Origin of the sequence: Enhydrobacter sp. (genome assembly GCF_030246845.1) — a bacterium.
In the GTDB taxonomy this organism is placed as follows: Bacteria; Pseudomonadota; Alphaproteobacteria; order Reyranellales; family Reyranellaceae; genus Reyranella.
This window is the reverse complement of the sequence record NZ_CP126889.1, coordinates 2,785,001-2,805,029: the sequence shown is the minus strand read 5'-3', so window position 1 is coordinate 2,805,029 and position 20,029 is coordinate 2,785,001. Positions and strand designations below refer to the sequence as shown.

Sequence of the window (20,029 nt, the reverse complement as noted above, 5' to 3'; positions counted from 1 at the left end):
GTACCTAGCTCACGTGAGCGCTGCGAAGCTTGACGCAGATCAAAGTCGGTGCGCCCGCTTCCTCCGGTGCCGGACCGGGCGTTGCTTGACACATGTCAAGGCAGCCGAGCGCCATCTGCTCGATTGTGCTTTCGCTAACCCCGGGGGCTACCGATGCGAACGATCCTGGTGCTGGCGGGCGGCCGCTCGACGGACAAGGCGGTGTTCGATACCGCACTGGCTGCCGCGAAGCCGTTCGACGCCCATCTCGAGTTTCTCCATGTACGGATAAGTCCGGCGGAAGCGGCCATCCACACACCACATATCGATTTCGCCAGAGGCGGCGCCCTGCATGCCGCTCTTGACCATCTGGAGACAACGGCCCAGAAGCGCGCCTCGGCCGCTCTGCATCATTTCGAGGAGCTTTGCGAACGGGAAGCGATCGACATAGCGGTCAGTCCGGCCGATCTGGGCCGAGCCTGTGTCTCGGCATCCTGGTGCGAGGAGCACGATGACGCCGCGGCCAGGATCGTGCGTTGCGCGCGGCACAACGATCTGACGGTCATCGGTCGCAGATCGCGCAGCAACGGATTGCCGCCCGACCTCGTGGAGCAGATCCTCGTGACCAGCGGTCGGCCGTTGCTCCTCGCGTCCGACCAGCGGCGCCGGCATCTCATGGGCACGGTGCTCGTGTTCTGGAAAGAAACCGCGGAATCGGCCCGCGCGCTTGCTGCCGCGCTTCCGCTGCTGGCGGCGAGCACGCGTGTCTTCGTCGCCAGCGCCGAAGAGGGCGCCGGCGCTTCGCCTGAAAGCCTCTACCATCTTGTGCAGCGCCTGGAGTGGAACGGCATTGTCGCCCTTCCCCGATGGCTGCGCTCCTCTTCGCAGCCCGTTGTCGAACGTCTTCAGTCCCTGGCGATCGAGATCGATGCCGACTTGCTGGTCATGGGCGCCTACGGCCATGGCCGCGTCCGCGAGATGGTCTTTGGCGGCTGCACCCGGCACTTCCTCGATCAGTGCGATCGGCCAGTGCTGTTGATGCACTGACGCGCTTCGAAAGGTGAAAGGGCGATGCCCATGAAACGTACGGCACTGGTCACGGGCGGCACACGCGGCATCGGCCGATCGATCGCCACTGCCTTGAAGGATGACGGCCACAGCGTCGCCGTGACCTACCATGGCAACGAGGAAACGGCGCAACGTTTCGTGCACGAGACAGGCATAGCGGCCTTCAAGTTCGACGTTTCGCAGTTCGCGGCTTGCGACGTTTCGCTCAAGCAGATCGAACGCGACGTCGGGCCGATCGATATTCTCGTCAACAACGCCGGCATTACCCGCGATGTCCCATTGCACAAGATGACGCCGGCGCAATGGCACGAGGTGATCTCCACCGATCTCACCTCTTGCTTCAACATGTGCCGGCTCCTGATCGGTGGCATGCGCGACCGCGGCTTCGGCCGTATCGTCAATATCTCGTCAATCAACGGTCAGAAGGGCCAGTTCGGACAGACGAACTATGCCGCCGCCAAGGCTGGCATGCTGGGCTTCACGAAGGCTCTTGCACTGGAAAGCGCGGCCCGGGGAATTACGGTGAATGCCGTGGCCCCAGGCTACATCGAAACCGATATGGTGGCCTCCGTGGCGAAGGAGGTCCTGGCCAGGATCGTCTCCCAAATTCCCGTAGGACACCTCGGCCAGGGCGACGACGTCGCACGGATTGTCCAGTTCCTCGTAAGCGAACGGGCTGGATTCATCACCGGCTCGACCATCACTGCCAATGGCGGCCAGTACCTCGTTTAGTCGCCATCGCTCCCCGATCCGTCTCCCTTTGAGAAAGGTGCCGACATGACCGAAGATCTCCATGCTGATCTCGAGGCCTTACGACAGGAAATAGCGCAGGAGGGCCGCATTCCGGTCGTTCTTTCCCAAGCTGCGCTCGAGCAGCACTTTCACGGGCTGACTCTGGGGCAAGTCGTCAAGCTCACCGATGCGCCGGTGCTTGCCACAGTTGCGGATATACGGGCTCCGGACGGTGTTCGAGTGGAACGCCTTTGCGTCGACGGCACGGATGCTGAACTTTGCCACGTGGCCGCGCGCCACTTCCTGCTCGATTCCACGACTGCCCTCTCCTCCTGCAACGTCCGCGAAGTGCGCACATGCAACGATGATGTCGTTCGCGAAATCATGGTTCGTGACGGAGGCGTCATCTATCGACTGACGGATCGCGAGGCTGTCGTCGATGAGCCCCTGACACGTACGCTGCAGACGCTCCAGCAAAGGGATGCCTATTCGGGAAGCGGCGGCGGCTCGCAGCCGGGGCCAGCCATGGAGACTGGTCGCCCTTCCGCCATTGACGAAGTCGCGGCGCGCATCCTCCAGGGGCTGACAGACGTACGGACGTGCAATGCCGCTGCGCGGTGCATCGTCGCCCGGCTCATCGGGAGCACAGGCGAGCAGGACCTGGAGACGGCGCTTGCAGCCGCGGATCCCGAAGCTCTGCGGACAGCTTTCCAGCAAATCCTGGCGACGTCCGACGAGATCGAGGCCCTGCTCGGTCCGTTGATGGCAGAGGCGAATGGTTTGCTGCAAGCCGCCCGGGAAGCACAGATGTCGGCCCCGCCGCGGGCATCGGCCATGGTTCCCGACCCTGTCGCGAACAAGATGGCAATAGAGGGACCTCGAACGCCTTTCTGAGCCGGCCTTTGGCGGGCTGCCCGTAGACCGTTCGGCCGTTCGCTGACGGACCAGTTCCGCCCGGTGCCGACGCACAAGGGCGTTGGGTTCCGATTTACATGCCCATGGTCACCGATGGCGGTATGACACGCATGTGATTTTTGACGGTTTTCACACCCGGAACATTCTCGGCAGCCACCCGACAAGCCTTGCGAATCACATCACTCGACGCGAACCCCCACAGATGGACCACACCCGCGCTCACGACGACATTGATCGGCCAAGCCGACGCCCAAGACTGCTTTTCGACTGCGGCCGATACCTCGCGACGCAGCTGCACGTCGGTCGGATGGGAGGACTCGCTTCCCGGCTCGCGCGAGAGCAGCGCCTCCAGCAGATTGGCACGGCTCACGACACCCACCGCAAAGCCGTCTCGAACCACCGGCACGCGTTTGATGCCATGCTTGGACATGAGCTCGGCTATCTCCGCCAACGTGGCATCCTCGTCGACCGAGACGACCGCCTTGGTCATCACGTCCCTCACGCGGCGCGAATGGGACCGCACATAGCGCGCCGCCGTGGTGGCATCGTCGGCGAGCAAACGCTGCAGCCACGACTTGTGCGGCATGGTGCCGATCTCGGCGCGGCGAATGAGGTCGGCTTCGCTGACAATGCCGACCATCCGGCCCTGATCGTCGACTACGGGAGCCGCGCTTATGCGTTCGGCGGTCAGGATCTCCGCGGCGTCGAAGACCGTTGCGTCCGCCATCACGGACATGACGCCATTGGACATCACGTCTTTCGCGCGCATGGCTTCCTCTCCTTCCGGCGCCTCGATGTGCTCAGCCATTCAGGGCCTGAAGACCGATCTTGTTGCTGATGACGATGGTGCGGCCGGTAGCGGCGAGCTTGATGAGGCCGTCGCGCACCATCTGGCTCAACGTACGGGACACCGTCTCGATGGTGAGGCCGAGATGGTCGGCGATGTCGGTACGCTGCATCGGCAGGTCGACGCGGTCGGCATTCGCCAGTCGACGCGACATGTCGAGCAGGAAGGTGGCGATCTTCTCCTCCGCCGTCTTGCGCCCCAGCAGCACCATGTGCTCCTGCGCCCGCTCCAGGCTGATGATCATCGAACTCATGAGCTGGTCGCCGAATGTCGGGTTGTCATGCAGGAGGCTGGCAAACCGGCTGCGCCGAAAGGCGAGAACCACGGTGTCCTCCACCGCCTCGGCGGTGAAGTGGTGCTCCGTGCCGCTCTCCAGCCCGAAGATGTCGCCCGGCAGCTGGAACGCCTCGATCTGCCGGCGGCCGTCGCTCAGGAGCTTGCATACCCGCACCGTGCCGGACACCACCTTGTAGAAGAAGTCCGCCGCCTCGCCCTCGGCGAACAGTTCCTCGCCCTTGACAAAAGTCCGCCGCGCGCCGGCCGCCTGGCCTTCGTCCATCGAACGGGGGGTGAGAACGCGCTGCGCCAGCAGGCCAGCCGGCGGGCGATGCGCGGGGATGCGGACGGTTGCGGTAGCGGTCATCGGTCTCTCTCCTGGAATGAACACGATCTCGATGACCATCCCCTACCGCCGGCCGACCGCCGTCACCATTCAGGTATTGGCCTAAGGGAATCTACGTAGTCTGTGGGTCCGTCCGGCTCGGCTGCAGTTCCTCGCGAGCCAGCACAGGCAGGCGCTCGCCGAGCCCGTCGAGAGCCTTCAGCAGGATGCCGACACGGTATGCCGAGGACATCCATTCGGCGAGACGTGGATAGTTGTCGACCAGCCAGTTGAAGGCGCCTTGAACGGCGACAAAGGCCGCGGCCGACTGGGTGACCTGCCCGAGGCTGACCGCCCCGGAAACGTAGTTGGGCGCGCAAAGAAGAAGGCCGACAACCGGAGCCAGCAGCGTATTGCCGTGCGACACCAGGGTCGTGCGCATATGCTGGCCGCACAGTCGCCTCCACTGCCGGATGACGGCGGCCTGCGCCGTGGCCAGTATCGATGCGTCATCCGGTACCGCCGCAAGGGTCGTTCGCGTGTTCACGCGTGCGACCACATACTTGAAATCCGCCTCCGCCTGGTTCTTGTTCTCGATCACGTCGACCATATGCCGCCCGATGGTCGTCATGCCGAGCGTTGTCGTCGTGGCATAGACGACCGAGGCGATCACCAGATATCCGGGAATGGTCAGGACTTCGCCCCGGATATGGATTTGGAGCGATCCGCCCACGTTCCACAGGATGACGATGAAGGCAGCAGCCGCCAGCAGCGCCGACAGGAGACCGACAGCCAGGTCGATCGGCGCGTCCGTCGCCAGGCGCGCGTCTTCGGTGATGCGATATTCGGGATTCTGGCGCTGGCCATTCACGAAGCCGAGGCGCTGATATCGTTGCTCGGCCAGCCAGGCATCGATCAACGATCGGGTCAGCCAATCCCGCCAGCGGCGCTGGAACGTCATGCGTCCCCACACCGCGACGATGGCGAGCGCGGTGCTGGCCGCGGCCAGAACGAGCAGCAGGCGCGTCTCCTGCCAGATCAGGCGTCCATCGCGCGCTTCCAGGGCATTGAAGAAGTCCCGGTTCCAGAAGTTCAGCCGGTACTGCACGAAAAGCTGCAGGATGACGCAGGCGACCAGCATCGCGATGAGCGCCCACGCCGCCGGCCCGCGCCAGAATCCGCGCGCCGCTTTCCAGAAGCGACGCAGCGCGGCGCGAGGCGTCACGAGGCGGGCCGTGGACTCGCCGGTCATCTGAATCAAGCCGGCTGGACCGACCGTCGCGGTCCCCGGAGGCCCTCGGCGAGGCTGATCAAGCCAAAGAATGCAGGATTGGGGTGGAGGATGACGCGTGTCGGGATTCGCGCCGCGTAGGCGCCCAGCCGCCCCTTCGCCTCGAACCATTGTCGGAAGGCCGATCGGGAAAGGTGCTCCACGAACCTGGGAACGATACCGCCGCCGATGAACACCCCGCCCCTCGCCCCGAATGTCAGTGCCGTGTCGCCTGCGACAGCTCCCAGGAGGGCGCAAAACATGTCGATGACAGCCAGGCATGCCGGAGAGGACCGGTCCAGGGCGCCAGCCGTTATCTCGCTGGGACTTCTGACGGAACTCCTGCCGCCTTGAAGTGACACGATGGCCTGGTGGAGATTGCTCAATCCCGGACCCGACAGGACCCTTTCCGCAGACACGCGTCCGAAGCGGCGCCTCAGGAACCCGATCACCGCATCGGAATGTTCATCGATGCCGGCGACGCCGGCGTGGCCGCCTTCGCTGGGGAGAACGCACCGGCCGCCCGGTCCGGGAAACAGGCAGGCCATGCCTAGCCCCGTGCCTGGAGCGATGATGGCCATGGGTGCGCCGGGAATTGCGGCGCCGGCCCCGATCGGTCGCGTCTGCGCGGGGGGCAGATCGGCAAGACCGGCGGCCACCGCCTCGAGATCGTTGACGACCCGAACCCAGGGGATGGCGAACGTTCCTGCGATCTCTTCTTCGTCGATGATCCAGGCGGCATTGGTCAATCGGCACTGCCCGCCCTGGACAGGACCCGCGGCCGCGAACAGCGCACCGTCGATTCCCGCTCGATGCGCGTCGGTCTCGAGGAACGCGGCGATCGCTTTCCCTACATCATGATGCGCGCCGACTTCGGTCGACCAGATTGGCCCGACTGCCTTGCCGGAAGCAAATGTGAACCGGGCGTAGGTGCCGCCGATGTCGGCGAGGAGCAAGCGGCTCATCCGAGGCCCCGCAGGGCTTCGGCACGAATCATCCGCGCGTACCAGTGTGCCGATTCCTTTGGGATGCGGCGTTGACTTGGATAGTCGATGTAGACCAGGCCGAAGCGGTTGGCATAACCCGCTCCCCATTCGAAGTTGTCAAGCAGGGACCACACGAAATAGCCGCGCACATCGGCGCCGGCCGCGACCGCGTCACGCAAGGCGGAGATGTATGTCTTGAGGTAGCGCACCCTCTCGTGATCCACGACCTCCCCGGCACCGTCGGGCGACTCGTTGGCGCCAGCACCATTCTCCGTGACATAGATCGGCAAACGGTAGCGACGCCACACGTCGAGCAGCGTGTCACGAAAAGCGATCGGATCGACCTGCCATCCGATCGGTGAACGGGGAACGTCTGCCGGTGCATCGGCCCAGGCGAAACCGAGCACCGCCTCGGACGCGGCCTTCGCATAGATCGGTGAGTAGTGATTGACGCCGAACCAGTCGATCGGGCGGCAAATCCGATCCAGATCGCCCGCCTGCATGTGGGGCTCGACGAGCCTGGCGAGCTCTTCGGGATAGCGGCCCAGCAACTGTGGTTCCGGGAATGCCCTGTTCCAGTAGGCATCGAGCAACTTCGCCGCGGCGACATCGGCGGCAGACCGCGGTCCCGCCGCCCGGCTCGGTTGCACGTTGTGGATGGCGCCGATGGAGCTTCGAGGGACATGCGCGCGCAACACATCGACGCCCCTCCCATGCGCGAGGTTGACGTGGTGGATTGCACGATTGAGAGCCACCGGATCGACCAGCCCGGGCGGATGCCAGGCGAATCCGTAGCCGAACAGGCTGAAGACGGACGGCTCGTTGAAGGTGGCGAAGCGCCGGATGCGATCGCCGTAGCGGCGCGCCACCAGCTCGGCGTAGTCGCCGTACCAGCCGGCGATGTCCCGGTTCAGCCACCCTCCTTCCTCCTGAAGCGCCTGCGGCAGATCCCAATGGTAGAGACAGAGCCATGGCTCGATACCGGCCGCGAGAAGGCCGTCGATCAGACGATCGTAAAAGGCGAGCCCGGCCTCGTTCGAGGCCCCGCGCCCCTTCGGTAGCACGCGCGGCCACGCCACCGAGAAACGGTAGGCGTGGACGCGAAGCTTGCGCATCAAGGAAATGTCCTCGGCATATCGGTGATAGTGGTCACAGGCAAGGTCGCCCGTGTCCCCATTCGCGATATGGCCTGGCACCCTGCAGTAGGCATCCCAGACGCTCGGACCACGCCCATCGACGTCGGTCGCGCCTTCGATCTGGTAGCTGGACGTCGACACGCCCCACACGAAGTCGTGCGGCAACTCCCGGCGTTCGGCTACTGGCGCGCCCCCGCGATCGAGCACGACATCGTCTTCCATGGTGTTCCCCCCTCTACGCGGCGGCGATCGCCACCTTCAGGACACCGTCGCGCTGATGAGCGAACAGGTCGTAGGCTTCCTCGATCTGATCGAGGGTGAAACGGTGAGTGACGAGCGGCTTGAGATCGACGCGGCCCGACGCGATGACCTCCATCAGACGGCGCATCCGCTCCTTGCCGCCCGGGCAGAGTGTCGTGACGATCTTGCTGTCGCCGAGGCCGGCTGCGAACGCATCGAGCGGAATGCGCAAATCCGTGGAATAGACGCCGAGGCTCGAAAGCGTGCCACCCGGCCGCAGGACCCGGAGGGCGCTCTCGAAGGTGGACTGCATGCCCAAAGCCTCTATGGCGACATCGACGCCCCGTCCGTGCGTGATGGTCCGGATCGCCTCGACCGGATCGTCACGCTTGTAGTCCACGACAAAGTCGACACCCAGCCGGCGTGCCACGGAAAGGCGCTCGGCGATCGTATCGACGGCGATGATCTTCGTCGCTCCCATCAGGCGGGCGCCGGCGGCAGCGCAAAGGCCGATCGGACCCTGGGCGAAGACCGCGACGGTATCGCCTATCCTGACGCCGCCGCTTTCCGCGCCACTGAACCCCGTCGACATGATGTCGGGGCACATGAGCACTTGCTCGTCGGTCAGCTTGTCCGGCACCGGGGCAAGGTTCGCCATGGCATCCGGAACGAGAACATACTCCGCCTGGCAACCGTCGATCGTGTTGCCGAACCGCCATCCGCCCATCGACTTGAAGCCATGGCGCGTGCCTGCCCCGTCCTGCGAATGCTGACCGCACAAGCAGGCATTGCTGTGGCCGCTGGGCGTGATCGCCCCCGCGATCACACGCTGGCCTTCCTCGTACCCGACTACCGCTGACCCCAGCTTCTCGATGATCCCCACCGGTTCATGCCCGACCGTCAGACCTTTCCGGACCGGATACTCGCCTCGAAGGATGTGGATGTCCGTCCCGCAGATGGTGGTCGTCGTCACCCGAACCAGCGCGTCGAGCGGGCCGACGTCCGGAATGGGCTTGGCCTCGAGAACGATGCGGCCTGGCTCGGCAAAGATCGCGGCCTTCATCTTGGGCATGCTTCGTCTCCACACTTGCCGTCGAACCTAGTATGCGGAGGGCGGCCCTGCCTTTGACCTGCATCAAGCAACGACCGTCCTCCACCGTGACGGTCTGCATGCCACGACGCACTGCCGAACTTTGTCCGTCAATTCGCCGCCTGCGGCCTTTCCGTCGGCATCGGTCAATCGGGGCGATTTTGGGCATCGGATGCGAGGTCCTCGGCAAGCAATTTGCCGTTGTCGGGATTTACGAGATGCAGGTTGCCGCAAGCCGCGCAGCGCTGACCTACATATCTCCGACCTTCGCCACAGTCGCGTAACGCAGCGCTCGCCTGCACGTTCACGCCCAGAGCGGGGCATCGAAAGATGAAGTTGCGCATGGCCGACATCGTCAATGCAGTAAAATGTCGTCAATACACATCTCCCGCGGGGAGGGAGTGCCTTGAGATAGGTCAAGGCATCGGCTGGTCGTCGCGCCATTTATTGGACGGCGAGGAGAATGCGATGACGATCAACGAAACGTACTATCTTGTCACGGTGTGCGTGGCATTCGCCGGTCTGGGCCTCTTTCTGGCCGCGGAGACTCTGCTCTACCGGCGGTCGCTTCGCCGCACCGGCGGGCCGGCTCCTGAAAAATAGACCGAGGAACCGACAAGCCATGTCTTACCGGAATCGGGCCGCCGTCGGCCGGAAATGGGCGTCCGGCTTGGTCGCCGTGCTGCTGGCATTGCAGCCGGCGATCGCGCCAGCGCAGGATGTCGCGACAGGCAGGGTGCTCGCCGAGCGCTGGTGCGCCAACTGCCACATCGTAACGCGATCGGCGACCACAGGACGCGCCGACGGGGTACCCAGCTTCCCGGCCCTCGCCGACGCGCCGCAAACGACCGACACGTCTCTGCGCCGCGCCATGTCCGCATCGCATGGTCGCATGCCCGATTTCTCCCTGACGTCACGGGAACAGGACGATCTCATCGCTTACATACGAACGTTGGGAAAACGATAGGTCGGGCCCGTGATCAAGCGGCTTTCTCGACCGGCATTGGAGGCGAGGGAAGGTCCGGCGCGGCGCCGGGCCAGCCCATGCCGGTCAACCAGTTCGCCGCTTCCGCGAACAGCCGGTACTTGACGCGCACAACGGAGAGTTCGCGCGCCCAGTCCACGAGATCGCCCCACGGATCATTGAGCTTGCCAAGACCGCCCACAATCGCCACCACCGTGCCCACCTCGGTACGGCCCTGCAGCACCAGCCAGCCACCGATGCAAAGCGCAGCCGCTACCGACAGGTGATGCATCAGGTTCATCAGCAAGTTCATCACGTATTTCAGCCGGTAAATGCCCATGTTCAAGGCAAAGATCCGCTGGATACCCGCGGCCTCGGCCCCCGTGCCTCCATGAGCGCTGCCTTCTGCGATCGTTCCGCTGATCGCGCGCTTGGTCAGGATGCGCCTTCGGGCGCGCCGGTTGATCGACCTCTGGAACAGAGGAACGAACAGAACCTGCGGAAGGAAGAAGGCCAAACCGAGCGCCGCGAGCGACGGCTGCAGAGCCAGCATATAGCCCACGACGCTCAGCAGGATGCCGCCCTGGAGCAGCGGTTGCGAGACGCTGAGGGCGGTGAAGCCGCCGATCGGCTCGGCCTCCTCCAGGATCATCGCGATCTCGACGCCGGCATCGATCGGCGATGGCGACTCCGTCGCGCCGCCGATGTCTGCCTCGGCAATGGAACGCCGCAGGGACCGGACCGTGCTTTCGGCCACCCATCCTCGATAGACGTTGAGCAGCACCTTGAGGATCTGGTCTGCAAGCGCGACGGCCGCATAGCCGAAGGCCAGCCACAGGATGTTGCTGAACGCACCCTTCTCGGTCAGATCGTTGACGATACGGCGCTGGATCTCCAATGGCACCGCGCTCAGCAGGAATACGGCGGCCGACAGCAGGGCGAGGCCGAGCTGGTGCCACCCAGTCACCTGCAGAACAAATCCCATGATCGACCGTGGCCACATCGCGATGCTCCCGTGATGGTCGCGGTCAGCCGCCAGCAAGAGCCGACCGGATGCACGCAATGAGCTGACCGTCGGACAGCGGCTTCTCGAGAAGGCAGTGAACGCCGCACTTCTGCGCCCGCCTGCGCAAGTCCTTGTTCGCCCGACCTGTGATCATGATTGCCGGAAGGCCTATTTTGCGCGCCCGGAGCGCCCTGACGAGATCGAGACCATCCATCTCGGGCATGCGGTAGTCGATGACGAGGCAGGCTTCCCGCGGCAAGCTTTCCTCGGCAAGCAAGGCTTGCGGCCCGTCATAGAGGCGTACGTCCAGGCCGTCGACCTCGAGCGCGAACTTGAGGGCGCTTCGCGCCGCCGCATCGTCGTCCACAACGCATACGACCGCGCATTTGTCGGCCATCTCGCAGATCCTCTGTCCGTTCACCATCGGGTGACGACTTCCCGATAGCGCCGGACAGGAGACCGCAACTTGATCTAGCGCAAGGCCCGACCCGACATCGAGTCGACGAGCACCATGCGCACAAGGGCCGACAGGCTGTCCGCCTGCATCTTGGTCATGACGTTGGCGCGATAGATCTCCACGGTGCGCGCGGAAATGCCGAGATCGTAGGCAATCACCTTGTTTGCCTTGCCGGCCACCAGGCCATCGAGGACTTGCCGCTCGCGTTCCGACAGGAGCGCCAGCCGGCTGCGGATCTCGGCAGCCCTCGACCCGCGCTCGCGGTCATCCTTGTGCTGCGCGAGCGCCGCTTTTATTGCCGAGAGCAGCACCTCGTCGTCGAACGGCTTCTCGATGAAATCGACGGCGCCTGCCTTCATGGCCTCGACGGCGAGCGACACGTCGCCATGGCCCGTTATTACGATCACCGGCATTGTACTCCTTGCCGCCTTGAGCTTGCGCTGCAATTCCAGCCCATCCATCTCCGGCATGCGTATGTCGGTGACGACGCAGCCATCCTGCGCTCGTGGCAGAGCCTCGAGAAACGCGACCGCCGATTTGTACACTCGGACCGCGAATCCGGCCGTGCTCAGCAGGAAGGCGAGGGACTGCCGCACTTCGGCGTCATCGTCGACTACGTGGACAACCTGGCTATCCGGCAAGATCCTCCTCCTCGTCCTCCTCGTTGGCGACCCGCAGCGTGAAGCGGAAGATCGTGCCGCCACCTGCCCGGGGTTCGACCCAGATCTTGCCGCCGTGCGCCTCGACGATCGTGCGGCAGATCGAAAGTCCCAATCCCATCCCCTTCTTCTTGGTCGTCACGAAAGGCTGGAAGAGCTGCGCCGCAACCTCGGGCGCAAGACCGCTGCCGCTGTCGATTACACTGATTTGGACCGTCAGATCGGCCTTGGCGACGGTCTCGATCTCGATCTCGCGAGGACCCTTCCACTCCGCCAGCACGTCGATCGCGTTGCGGATCAGGTTGACCAGAACCTGCTGGATCTGGATGCGATCGGCCACCACCAGATCGGCTTTCGGATCGAGCCGGAAGGAGACCGCAACACCGTTCTCCTTGGCACCGATCAGGGCGAGAGTGCTGGCATCCTCTATGAGCTTGGGCAGGCTCTCGACCTGGCGCTCGGTATCGCCGCGGGCGACGAATTCGCGCAGGCGCCGGATGATCTGTCCCGCCCGCAGGGTCTGGTCCGCCGCCTTGCCCAGGGCATCGCGCAGCATGGCGATCGATCCGTTCTCGACCTTGTCGAGCAGCCGCTGACATCCGCGCAGGTAATTGTTGATCGCAGTCAGAGGCTGGTTGATCTCGTGCGCGAGCGTCGATGCCATCTCGCCGAGTGCCGTGAAACGCGACATGTGCGCCACTTCCGACTGAAGATCCTTCAACCGGTTCTCGGTCATCTGCTGGTCAGTGAGATCGCGGATAAAGCCCGTGAAGAAGTGCTTCGACGCCGTGCGCAGCTCGCCGACCGTAAGATGCATTGGGAAGGTCGTGCCGTCTCGACGCTGCCCGACCACAATGCGACCGATGCCGATAATGTGGCGCTCGCCGGTCGTCAGATAGCGATCGAGATAGCTATCGTGCAGCTCCCGATGGGGAGAGGGCATGAGCAGCGAGACGTTCTTGCCGACGATCTCGTCCGTCGTATAGCCGAACAGGCGCTCCGCCGTGGCGCTGACGGATTCGATCAGGCCCCGTTCGTCGATCACGATCATCGCGTCGGGCACTGTTTGCAAAATCGACTGCAGAAGGGCCCGGGCCTCTTCGAGCGAGGAAGCCATGTCGGACAGCGGCTGCATCGGGCTCTGCGAACGCGCCGGTTCCACAATGCCGTGCAGGATCCATTTGACCTCGCCCCCGACCACAACCGGCGAATTGATCATTTGGAACTGACGCTCGCCACCGCGGCCGTTCGCGGCCGCGACGAGGATCCTCTCCACGGCCGTCCGATGGGGGTGCCCCATCTGCGCGGCTGTTTCGATCGAGGCGACAAGCCGAGGCAATCCCGGGCTGCCTGCCAGCACCTGACGCAGGTTCCGGCCAATCAGGTCCTTGCGGAGAAGGTTGACAGCCTCGAGGTAAGGATCGCTCGCAGCCAGGACGTCCAGTGTCGGCGACAGCAGCAGCTCGGCGTGGCTCGAGGCTGCAACGAGCGCCGAAAGCACGGGCGGCGCAGGGCCGGGCGAAGCTGTCGAGGTCATCCACTGACGCCTTTCCCTCCACCATAGCACAGGAGGCGGCGTCCGCCGCCACCGACTGCGCGGATCGGCCCGCTAAGGACGAATGAAGGCCAGCGGCGCATCCTCGTCGAGTTTGTCGGCAGCGGCCGCCAGTTCGGCCGCAATGTCGTCGTTCGACCGGTTCTGCTTGAAGAGCCGGATCGCCTCCGACAGGAGACAGCGCGCCACGACATCGCTGGAGATCGAGCGGGTCGCGGCTTCGTCGAGAGCCGCGCGCACGTGGCGGGAGACAAGTTCGTAGCTGCTCATGTCGACAACCTCATGCCGGTCGGCCAGGTCCCTCAGATGCCACTGGCGTGACGGCCTGAACCGGCCTTGTAGTACCGGTCAAAGGCGGCGCACACGAAACGGACCAACGGCCGTCCCTTCTCGGTCACGGCGAGCTTCAAACCCCTGCTCTCGATCAGACCGTTCTCTTCGAGGGAGGGCAATTGCTCGATGCCGCCCACGAACACCTCGGGATCCACGTCGAAACGTCGGCAGCATTCGGCGAGGTCGACGCAGTTCTGGCACATCAGGTGTTGGATGATCTCGGCGCGCAATCGATCGTCAGCCGTCAAAGCGACACCTCGAACCGTGGCGAAGGCCCCTCCGACGACAGCCGAGATATAATCGCGCGCTTCTACGACGTTCTGGCTGAAACCGAGCGGCAAGCTCGATATGGCCGAGGCACCGACGCCGACGACCCAGCGCGACCCGTCGGCGACATAGCCTTGGAAATTGCGTTGCAGGCTCGAATTGGCCATGGCAACCGCCAGGGGATCTTCACGCACGGCATAGTGATCGAGGCCTACACGCACATAACCCGCGGCGGTGAGGCGGTCTGCCACCAGACGGGCCATCTCGGCCCGCAATTGCAGATCCGGCAGCACAGCGGTGTCGATCAAGCGTTGATGCGGCTTCATCCAGGGCACGTGCGCGTAGCCAAAGACGGCAAACCGATCGGGCGCGAGCTGCAACGCCTGTCCGATGGTCTTCGTCAGGCTGTCCAGGGTTTGGTGCGGCAAGCCATAGACCAGATCGATATTGAGGCGGCGGATGCCGGCGGCGCGCAATCGATCGATGGCAGCAGCGGTATCATCGAAGGACTGGAGCCGGTTGATCGCCTGCTGGACCGACGGATCGAAGTCTTGCACGCCGAGACTGACGCGCGTCACGCCCAGTTCGGCAACGGCGGCGGCAAGCTCCGGGCCGCAGTAGCGCGGATCGATCTCGAAGGACACTTCCGCCTGCGGTCGGCGGTCGAATAGGGTCGCCGCGCGGCGGCCAATGCGGCGCAGCCGGGCGGGGCCGATCTGGCCAGGGGTGCCGCCTCCCCACTGGATGGCGTCGATCACCAACCCGGGCGCCGTTCGCGCGACCTTCAGGATCTCGCGCGACAGCGCCTCCGCATAGGCTTCGAGCGTGGACTCGCTTCGCATCGCCATGGTGTGGCAAGCGCAGTACCAGCAGAGCCGGCGGCAGAACGGCACGTGGAGGTAGAGCGCGGCCGATGCGCCCGCCAGATCGGCGAGCCAGGAGGCATGCTGCGCCGGCCCGACCGCCGTACCGAACTGCGCAGCGGTCGGATAGCTCGTATAGCGAGGCACCGGCCTGTCGTAGGCCGAGAGGAGCGCCGCATCCATGGTGATCAGTGCGACATGAGAACGGGCACCGTCATGCTGGACAGCAGGGTGCGGCTCACGCCGCCGAGCACCACTTCGCGGAGGCGCGAATGGCCGTAGATGCCCATCACGATCAGATCGACATCGTGGTCGGCGGCACGGGAGAGGATCACATTGCCGACATCGGCATCGGCGGCGACGTCCCGCTGCACGGTGACCTTGACGCCGTGCCGCGCGAGCCAGGTCGCCACATCCGCGCCCGGTTCTGGTCCATGGCCATTCGCCGAGGTTTGTGGATCGACGACCAGCACGATCACTTCCCTCGCTGCCTTCAGAAACGGCAGCGCGTCGACCGCGGCGCGGGCGCTTTCGCGGCTTGCGCTCCAGCACAGCATCACCACGCTGCCCGGTGGTTTGTCGGCGCCGATCTGCGGCACCACGAGGACCGGCCTGCCGGTCGAAAGCGCCACTGCTTCGGGCAGGCCGCCCGGGATCGGCGAGGTATTCTTCCGGTCGGACTGTCCGACGACGAGCAAGTCGGCATAACGTGCGTTCACCGTCAGCTCATCGTCGGGATATCCATCGACGACCCGCCACTCCGTCGCCAGGTGCTTTCCCTTCACGGACTTGTCGAACGCCGCCGCGGCCGCCGCCTGCTCGGCATTTACGCTCTGCTCGTAGGCGTCGAGCAGCGGACCCATGGGAACGCCGATGTCGATGTAATTGGGCGATTCGAAGGGCGGACGGGCATGAAGTCCAATCAGGTGCGCGCCGAAACGCTCCGTGAGCTCGGTCGCAACGGCCATCTGGTGATCGACGGTCTTACTCGCATCGCAGTGAACAAGGATCGTCTTGTAGCTCATCGTCGGCCTCCTCTGGGGCGCCAGTTGCGACTTGTGCGGTAAGCTCGCCGGTCCGACATTGATTCAGGTCAACCCCTCTCAGGCACTTGATCTGGATCATGGGCCACTCAACCCGAACTATCGAAAAAGGAAACCGATCCTCTTGGGAGACATCCATCATGGGCTTGAAGAAGATACGACTCGAGCTGGCGCGGACCCCCGAGTTTCCCGAGGGCAGTGCCGACTGCGGCTATGAGTTCACTGCGCCGCTCGATCGCACCGGCAAGCTCGATCCAAAGCAGTGGACGCACTTCAAGGACGAGTGCTCGGTGCGGCGATTTTGGAAAGAGGCCGATGACGAGCATGGCCGCCTGATCCACCATCGTGGCGGAAGATGGGCCTTCTCCTATACGTCCGAAGACGAGGAAGAGCCGATTTTCCGCTTCGACAAGCACAAGTTCCTGCCCGGCGAGTATGTCTCGATCACGGAGCACGACGGGGTAGCGCGCCCGTTCAAAGTCGTGGATGTGCGCCCGCAATAAGGGATTTTCCGAAGGCAGTCGGGCCCTGGCTCCGAAGGCCGAGAAAAGCCGCGCACGCCGGCGATACATTTCGCCGTCAGGCCGTCAGCGCATATGCTCCCATAACTCGCGCTCGTCCTCGTGATGGCTGAGCTCCAGGCCGCTGAAATCGCCGCGTGACACCACGCCGAGGATCCGACCCGCCTTGTTGACGAGCGGCACGTGGCGGAATCCTCCGTCCCACATCAGGCGCAGCGCGTCGACGGCCGACTGATCTGGCGAGAGCGTGATCGGATCGGGAGTCATGGCCTCCGCCAGCGAGCAGCGGGCAGCGTCTTTGCGGAGCGCCAGTACCCGGCAGACGGCATCCCGCCCCGTAAAGATTCCCACGAGCCGGCCCGCGTCGTTGCAAACCAGTGCCGAGCCGACCCGCTGTTCGCTCATCCTCCTGCAACCTTCCTCGACAGACTGGGCCGCGTTGAGAATGAGCGGGTTCTGGTCGAAGACGATATCGGCGAGCTTCCGCATCCCGGACCTCATGTCGTTCTATCGATACGGTTCCAGTACACGGTCGTCTGTGGGCCCGGCCTTGCGCTGGATCAACGCGACGGAGAACTTGATCGCTGCGTTCCGTCGGTGGGCTTCGGCGGAAACAGTGTCCCTTTCCTGATTGATCTGGATCAAGGAAGAGGCCTGCGCCATTGGCTGAGATCGATCGGTTTCAATCTCGATTGCGGGAAATCCCGAGTGAAAGAGAAGCAGGCCATACTTCAACTGCTGAACCGGCATCGATTGATGGCACTCGCGACCAACAGGCCCGACGGCTGGCCGCAGGTGACGCTTGTGGGCTACGTCAACGACGGCTTCTTGTTGTACTGCTTTGTCGCGCACAACTCGCAGAAGTACGCCAATATCCTGCGTGATCCGCGGGTGTCGGCGGCAATCGGCAGCGACGCCCCTCGTCCTCTCGATATCGAAGGGCTTTCGCTTGCGGGCACGGCGACTGTCGTCACCGACCAGACCGAGTTTGACGATATCAGCCGCCTGCGGCTGACGCGCTATCCGGAATACGCGGTGCCGCGGCCTGCACTAGCGCGCAAAGCCGCAGCAGCACGCATTGCACCTCGGCCGTCATCGAAAAGCGTCGTACTGCTCCGCATTGCGCCGGAAATATTCTCTCTCCTGGACTATTCGCGAGGTTTCGGTCACAGCGACCTCATGACCTTTTCGGATCGCGATCTCGATGTCCATATCGCGAGTCTGCAGCATCGCTGGAGCAACGATGCAGGCTAGGAAAGGGCGACAGGGATAAACAGCCGACAGGCGGGACACGATTGCGGCAAGGATCGAATTGCCATTGGCAATGACCCCCAAAAAACAACGCTCCCGCAGCGCGGGCTGCGGGAGTGTTGGCCTCGAATGGTTGCGGGGGCAGGATTTGAACCTACGACCTTCAGGTTATGAGCCTGACGAGCTACCGGGCTGCTCCACCCCGCGGCAAATCCATGCGCGTGCGACAGTCGTTTGATCGGAAGACGCCTTCGCGCTTGGAAGACCTGGCAGCGACCTACTCTCCCGTGCCTTAAGACACAGTACCATCGGCGCTGAGAGTTTTCACGGCCGAGTTCGGAATGGGATCGGGTGGACACCTCTCGCCAGTGCCACCAGGTCGTCGAAGCGCGAAGGATGAGGATCTGAAAGTCCGTGCGATCTCGGCCGGCAGCGGATGTCGACCGCTGCACGGAACGATTGAAATCAAGCCGATCGAGCTATTAGTACCGCTAAGCTGAATGCATCGCTGCACTTGCACATGCGGCCTATCAACGTGGTGGTCTACCACGACTCTCAGCGAGACCTCGTTTCGAGGCGGGTTTCACGCTTAGATGCCTTCAGCGTTTATCCCTTCAGTACATAGCTACCCGGCGCTGCGACTGGCGTCACAACCGGTACACCAGAGGTACGTCCATCCCGGTCCTCTCGTACTAAGGACGGCTCCTCTCAAGTCTCGAACACCCACAGCAGATAGGGACCAAACTGTCTCACGACGTTTTGAACCCAACTCACGTACCACTTTAATCGGCGAACAGCCGAACCCTTGGGACCTGCTCCAGCCCCAGGATGTGATGAGTCGACATCGAGGTGCCAAACACCACCGTCGCTGTGGACGCTTGGGTGGTATCAGCCTGTTATCCCCGGCGTACCTTTTATCCGTTGAGCGATGGCCCACTCACGCGGAACCACCGGATCACTATGGCCGACTTTCGTCCCTGCTCGACTTGTCAGTCTCGCAGTCAGGCGGGCTTGTGCCATTGCACTCAACAGCCGATTTCCGACCGGCCTGAGCCCACCATCGCGCGCCTCCGTTACTCTTTGGGAGGCGACCGCCCCAGTCAAACTACCCACCATGCAGGGTCCCGGATCTGGATGACAGACCGCGGTTAGACATCAAAGAACAAAAGGGCGGTATTTCAAGGTTGCCTCCACGCAGGCTAGCGCCCGCGCTTCAAAGGCTCCCGCCTATCCTACACATCCATTCTCTAATGCCACTGCAAAGTTGTAGTAAAGGTGCACGGGGTCTTTCCGTCTAACTGCGGGTACCCCGCATCTTCACGGGGAATTCAATTTCGCCGAGCCGGTGTTGGAGACAGCGGGGAAGTCGTTACGCCATTCGTGCAGGTCGGAACTTACCCGACAAGGAATTTCGCTACCTTAGGACCGTTATAGTTACGGCCGCCGTTTACCGGGGCTTCGATTCAAGGCGTGAACCTCTCCTCTTAACCTTCCGGCACCGGGCAGGCGTCAGACCCTATACTTCGCCTCACGGCTTAGCAGAGCCCTGTGTTTTTGTTAAACAGTCGCCACCCCCTGGTCTGTGCCCCTCTGTCGAGACCGACAGAGGCCCCCTTATCCCGAAGTTACGGGGGTAAATTGCCTAGTTCCTTCAACACCGTTCCCTCAAGCGCCTTGGTATGCTCTACCAGTCCACCTGTGTCGGTTTAGGGTACGGTCTATACGCTGGAGCTGTTTCCTGGAACCCCTCGGCCGTCCTGGCATTCGCCAACGAGCCAGGACCACTGTCAGGATCCGTCACTTCCAGCAGGCCCACGAATATTGACGTGGTTCCCATCGGCTACGGCTGTCGCCCTCGCCTTAGGGGCCGGCTAACCCTGCGCGGATTGACCTTGCGCAGGAACCCTTGGACTTACGGCGGGAGCGTCTCTCACGCTCCTTATCGCTACTCATGTCAGCATTCTCACTTCCGATACCTCCAGAAGCCCTCGCGGGTCTCCCTTCACAGGCTTACGGAACGCTCCGCTACCACTCTTTCGAGTCCGCAGCTTCGGTGCATGGCTTGAGCCCCGGTACATCTTCGGCGCAGGCTGGCTTGTTTAGACCAGTGAGCTATTACGCTTTCTTTAAAGGATGGCTGCTTCTAAGCCAACCTCCTGGTTGTTTTGGCCTTCCCACATCCTTTCCCACTTAGCCATGACTTGGGGACCTTAGCTGGCGGTCTGGGCTGTTTCCCTCTCGACGAC

22 protein-coding genes, 1 tRNA gene and 2 rRNA genes (1 of these 25 only partly in view) are annotated in these 20,029 nt (G+C 63.5%); 7 read left to right on the top strand and 18 right to left on the bottom strand.

All coding sequences use genetic code 11. The annotated features are described in order from the left end of the window. Positions 1-153 precede the first annotated feature (153 nt). Genes OJF58_RS14085 through OJF58_RS14075 form a run of 3 tightly spaced genes read left to right on the top strand, consistent with a single transcriptional unit; the run spans position 154 to position 2,673 of the window. Complete coding sequence (locus OJF58_RS14085) at positions 154-1,026, top strand: universal stress protein (protein WP_300778264.1); 873 nt, start codon at positions 154-156, stop codon at positions 1,024-1,026. Between the two features lie 30 nt (positions 1,027-1,056). Beyond that, positions 1,057-1,779, top strand: a complete 723-nt coding sequence (gene phbB, locus OJF58_RS14080) for an acetoacetyl-CoA reductase (RefSeq protein ID WP_300778263.1) — start codon at positions 1,057-1,059, stop codon at positions 1,777-1,779. 45 nt (positions 1,780-1,824) lie between these two features. Continuing rightward, positions 1,825-2,673 carry a hypothetical protein gene (locus tag OJF58_RS14075; protein ID WP_300778262.1) on the top strand — a complete coding sequence of 283 codons (849 nt, stop codon included), beginning with the start codon at positions 1,825-1,827 and terminating at the stop codon, positions 2,671-2,673. Positions 2,674-2,767: 94 nt separating this feature from the next. On the opposite strand, the gene OJF58_RS14070 is transcribed toward OJF58_RS14075, so the two are convergent. From OJF58_RS14070 to OJF58_RS14040, 7 genes are all read right to left on the bottom strand, one after another. Then, positions 2,768-3,502: a CBS domain-containing protein gene (locus tag OJF58_RS14070; RefSeq protein WP_300778260.1), complete on the bottom strand. Its 735-nt coding sequence runs from the start codon at positions 3,500-3,502 to the stop codon at positions 2,768-2,770. Further along, positions 3,495-4,184 carry a cyclic nucleotide-binding domain-containing protein gene (locus OJF58_RS14065; protein WP_300778258.1) on the bottom strand — a complete coding sequence of 230 codons (690 nt, stop codon included), beginning with the start codon at positions 4,182-4,184 and terminating at the stop codon, positions 3,495-3,497. Before OJF58_RS14065 ends, OJF58_RS14070 begins: the two co-directional genes overlap by 8 nt. A gap of 91 nt (positions 4,185-4,275) precedes the next feature. Beyond that, positions 4,276-5,394 carry an SbmA/BacA-like family transporter gene (locus OJF58_RS14060; protein ID WP_300778256.1) on the bottom strand — a complete coding sequence of 373 codons (1,119 nt, stop codon included), beginning with the start codon at positions 5,392-5,394 and terminating at the stop codon, positions 4,276-4,278. Positions 5,395-5,399: 5 nt separating this feature from the next. Continuing rightward, positions 5,400-6,377: a glucokinase gene (gene glk / locus OJF58_RS14055; RefSeq protein ID WP_300778255.1), complete on the bottom strand. Its 978-nt coding sequence runs from the start codon at positions 6,375-6,377 to the stop codon at positions 5,400-5,402. Continuing rightward, complete coding sequence (locus OJF58_RS14050) at positions 6,374-7,756, bottom strand: GH1 family beta-glucosidase (protein WP_300778254.1); 1,383 nt, start codon at positions 7,754-7,756, stop codon at positions 6,374-6,376. The genes glk and OJF58_RS14050 overlap by 4 nt, the downstream gene beginning before the upstream one ends. A 13-nt stretch (positions 7,757-7,769) precedes the next feature. Further along, positions 7,770-8,846 carry an NAD(P)-dependent alcohol dehydrogenase gene (locus OJF58_RS14045; RefSeq protein WP_300778252.1) on the bottom strand — a complete coding sequence of 359 codons (1,077 nt, stop codon included), beginning with the start codon at positions 8,844-8,846 and terminating at the stop codon, positions 7,770-7,772. A 164-nt stretch (positions 8,847-9,010) separates the two neighbouring features. Further along, positions 9,011-9,208, bottom strand: a complete 198-nt coding sequence (locus tag OJF58_RS14040) for a hypothetical protein (protein WP_300778251.1) — start codon at positions 9,206-9,208, stop codon at positions 9,011-9,013. On the opposite strand from OJF58_RS14040, the gene OJF58_RS14035 reads away from it, so the two are divergent. Continuing rightward, the gene (locus OJF58_RS14035) at positions 9,207-9,467 is read left to right on the top strand and encodes a hypothetical protein (protein WP_300778250.1); all 261 of its coding nucleotides are present in this window, start codon (positions 9,207-9,209) and stop codon (positions 9,465-9,467) included. The two genes, OJF58_RS14040 and OJF58_RS14035, sit on opposite strands and share 2 nt — an antisense overlap. A gap of 76 nt (positions 9,468-9,543) precedes the next feature. Next, positions 9,544-9,831: a c-type cytochrome gene (locus OJF58_RS14030; RefSeq protein WP_366526838.1), complete on the top strand. Its 288-nt coding sequence runs from the start codon at positions 9,544-9,546 to the stop codon at positions 9,829-9,831. A 13-nt stretch (positions 9,832-9,844) separates the two neighbouring features. Here the strand turns inward: OJF58_RS14030 and OJF58_RS14025 are convergent, their stop codons facing one another. The 7 genes from OJF58_RS14025 to OJF58_RS13995 all read right to left on the bottom strand — a co-directional run bounded on the left by OJF58_RS14025 (position 9,845) and on the right by OJF58_RS13995 (position 15,993). Next, positions 9,845-10,726, bottom strand: a complete 882-nt coding sequence (locus OJF58_RS14025; RefSeq protein WP_300778246.1) for an ABC transporter transmembrane domain-containing protein — start codon at positions 10,724-10,726, stop codon at positions 9,845-9,847. Positions 10,727-10,856: 130 nt separating this feature from the next. After that, on the bottom strand, positions 10,857-11,231 hold the full coding sequence (locus tag OJF58_RS14020) for a response regulator (protein WP_300778245.1): 375 nt from the start codon (positions 11,229-11,231) through the stop codon (positions 10,857-10,859). Positions 11,232-11,305: 74 nt separating this feature from the next. Continuing rightward, positions 11,306-11,932: a response regulator FixJ gene (fixJ, locus tag OJF58_RS14015; protein WP_300778243.1), complete on the bottom strand. Its 627-nt coding sequence runs from the start codon at positions 11,930-11,932 to the stop codon at positions 11,306-11,308. After that, positions 11,922-13,487: a PAS domain S-box protein gene (locus OJF58_RS14010; RefSeq protein WP_300778241.1), complete on the bottom strand. Its 1,566-nt coding sequence runs from the start codon at positions 13,485-13,487 to the stop codon at positions 11,922-11,924. The genes fixJ and OJF58_RS14010 overlap by 11 nt, the downstream gene beginning before the upstream one ends. Before the next feature lie 72 nt (positions 13,488-13,559). Continuing rightward, positions 13,560-13,775: a hypothetical protein gene (locus OJF58_RS14005; RefSeq protein ID WP_300778240.1), complete on the bottom strand. Its 216-nt coding sequence runs from the start codon at positions 13,773-13,775 to the stop codon at positions 13,560-13,562. 32 nt (positions 13,776-13,807) lie between these two features. After that, on the bottom strand, positions 13,808-15,151 hold the full coding sequence (gene hemN, locus OJF58_RS14000; protein ID WP_300778238.1) for an oxygen-independent coproporphyrinogen III oxidase: 1,344 nt from the start codon (positions 15,149-15,151) through the stop codon (positions 13,808-13,810). 5 nt (positions 15,152-15,156) lie between these two features. Further along, the gene (locus tag OJF58_RS13995) at positions 15,157-15,993 is read right to left on the bottom strand and encodes a universal stress protein (protein ID WP_300778235.1); all 837 of its coding nucleotides are present in this window, start codon (positions 15,991-15,993) and stop codon (positions 15,157-15,159) included. A 158-nt stretch (positions 15,994-16,151) separates the two neighbouring features. Between OJF58_RS13995 and OJF58_RS13990 the strand changes: the two genes are divergently transcribed. Next, positions 16,152-16,514 carry a hypothetical protein gene (locus tag OJF58_RS13990; protein ID WP_300778233.1) on the top strand — a complete coding sequence of 121 codons (363 nt, stop codon included), beginning with the start codon at positions 16,152-16,154 and terminating at the stop codon, positions 16,512-16,514. Positions 16,515-16,598: 84 nt separating this feature from the next. Here OJF58_RS13990 and OJF58_RS13985 read toward each other — a convergent pair whose 3' ends face one another. Further along, a complete protein-coding gene (locus tag OJF58_RS13985; protein WP_300778231.1) occupies positions 16,599-17,021 on the bottom strand; it encodes a CBS domain-containing protein in 423 nt (140 codons plus the stop codon). Positions 17,022-17,240: 219 nt separating this feature from the next. Here OJF58_RS13985 and OJF58_RS13980 point away from each other — a divergent pair, with 219 nt between their 5' ends. Further along, positions 17,241-17,786 carry a pyridoxamine 5'-phosphate oxidase family protein gene (locus tag OJF58_RS13980; RefSeq protein WP_300778230.1) on the top strand — a complete coding sequence of 182 codons (546 nt, stop codon included), beginning with the start codon at positions 17,241-17,243 and terminating at the stop codon, positions 17,784-17,786. Positions 17,787-17,913: 127 nt separating this feature from the next. Here OJF58_RS13980 and OJF58_RS13975 read toward each other — a convergent pair. The 3 genes from OJF58_RS13975 to OJF58_RS13965 form a co-directional block, all read right to left on the bottom strand. Beyond that, positions 17,914-17,990: transfer RNA gene (locus OJF58_RS13975), tRNA-Met, on the bottom strand. Positions 17,991-18,047: 57 nt separating this feature from the next. Next, positions 18,048-18,162: ribosomal RNA gene (gene rrf, locus OJF58_RS13970) — 5S ribosomal RNA — on the bottom strand. An 82-nt stretch (positions 18,163-18,244) separates the two neighbouring features. Beyond that, a 23S ribosomal RNA gene (locus OJF58_RS13965) occupies positions 18,245-20,029 on the bottom strand (it continues 945 nt past the right edge of the window).

What these genes read in the sequence shown, in the direction of transcription:
- OJF58_RS14085 (WP_300778264.1), top strand. Translation starts at nt 154, where the DNA reads ATGCGAACGATCCTGGTGCTGGCGGGCGGCCGCTCGACGGACAAGGCG.
- phbB (WP_300778263.1), top strand. Translation starts at nt 1,057, where the DNA reads ATGAAACGTACGGCACTGGTCACGGGCGGCACACGCGGCATCGGCCGA.
- OJF58_RS14075 (WP_300778262.1), top strand. Translation starts at nt 1,825, where the DNA reads ATGACCGAAGATCTCCATGCTGATCTCGAGGCCTTACGACAGGAAATA.
- OJF58_RS14070 (WP_300778260.1), bottom strand. Translation starts at nt 3,502, where the DNA reads ATGGCTGAGCACATCGAGGCGCCGGAAGGAGAGGAAGCCATGCGCGCG.
- OJF58_RS14065 (WP_300778258.1), bottom strand. Translation starts at nt 4,184, where the DNA reads ATGACCGCTACCGCAACCGTCCGCATCCCCGCGCATCGCCCGCCGGCT.
- OJF58_RS14060 (WP_300778256.1), bottom strand. Translation starts at nt 5,394, where the DNA reads ATGACCGGCGAGTCCACGGCCCGCCTCGTGACGCCTCGCGCCGCGCTG.
- glk (WP_300778255.1), bottom strand. Translation starts at nt 6,377, where the DNA reads ATGAGCCGCTTGCTCCTCGCCGACATCGGCGGCACCTACGCCCGGTTC.
- OJF58_RS14050 (WP_300778254.1), bottom strand. Translation starts at nt 7,756, where the DNA reads ATGGAAGACGATGTCGTGCTCGATCGCGGGGGCGCGCCAGTAGCCGAA.
- OJF58_RS14045 (WP_300778252.1), bottom strand. Translation starts at nt 8,846, where the DNA reads ATGCCCAAGATGAAGGCCGCGATCTTTGCCGAGCCAGGCCGCATCGTT.
- OJF58_RS14035 (WP_300778250.1), top strand. Translation starts at nt 9,207, where the DNA reads ATGGCCGACATCGTCAATGCAGTAAAATGTCGTCAATACACATCTCCC.
- OJF58_RS14040 (WP_300778251.1), bottom strand. Translation starts at nt 9,208, where the DNA reads ATGCGCAACTTCATCTTTCGATGCCCCGCTCTGGGCGTGAACGTGCAG.
- OJF58_RS14020 (WP_300778245.1), bottom strand. Translation starts at nt 11,231, where the DNA reads ATGGCCGACAAATGCGCGGTCGTATGCGTTGTGGACGACGATGCGGCG.
- OJF58_RS14010 (WP_300778241.1), bottom strand. Translation starts at nt 13,487, where the DNA reads ATGACCTCGACAGCTTCGCCCGGCCCTGCGCCGCCCGTGCTTTCGGCG.
- OJF58_RS14005 (WP_300778240.1), bottom strand. Translation starts at nt 13,775, where the DNA reads ATGAGCAGCTACGAACTTGTCTCCCGCCACGTGCGCGCGGCTCTCGAC.
- hemN (WP_300778238.1), bottom strand. Translation starts at nt 15,151, where the DNA reads ATGGATGCGGCGCTCCTCTCGGCCTACGACAGGCCGGTGCCTCGCTAT.
- OJF58_RS13995 (WP_300778235.1), bottom strand. Translation starts at nt 15,993, where the DNA reads ATGAGCTACAAGACGATCCTTGTTCACTGCGATGCGAGTAAGACCGTC.
- OJF58_RS13990 (WP_300778233.1), top strand. Translation starts at nt 16,152, where the DNA reads ATGGGCTTGAAGAAGATACGACTCGAGCTGGCGCGGACCCCCGAGTTT.
- OJF58_RS13985 (WP_300778231.1), bottom strand. Translation starts at nt 17,021, where the DNA reads ATGCGGAAGCTCGCCGATATCGTCTTCGACCAGAACCCGCTCATTCTC.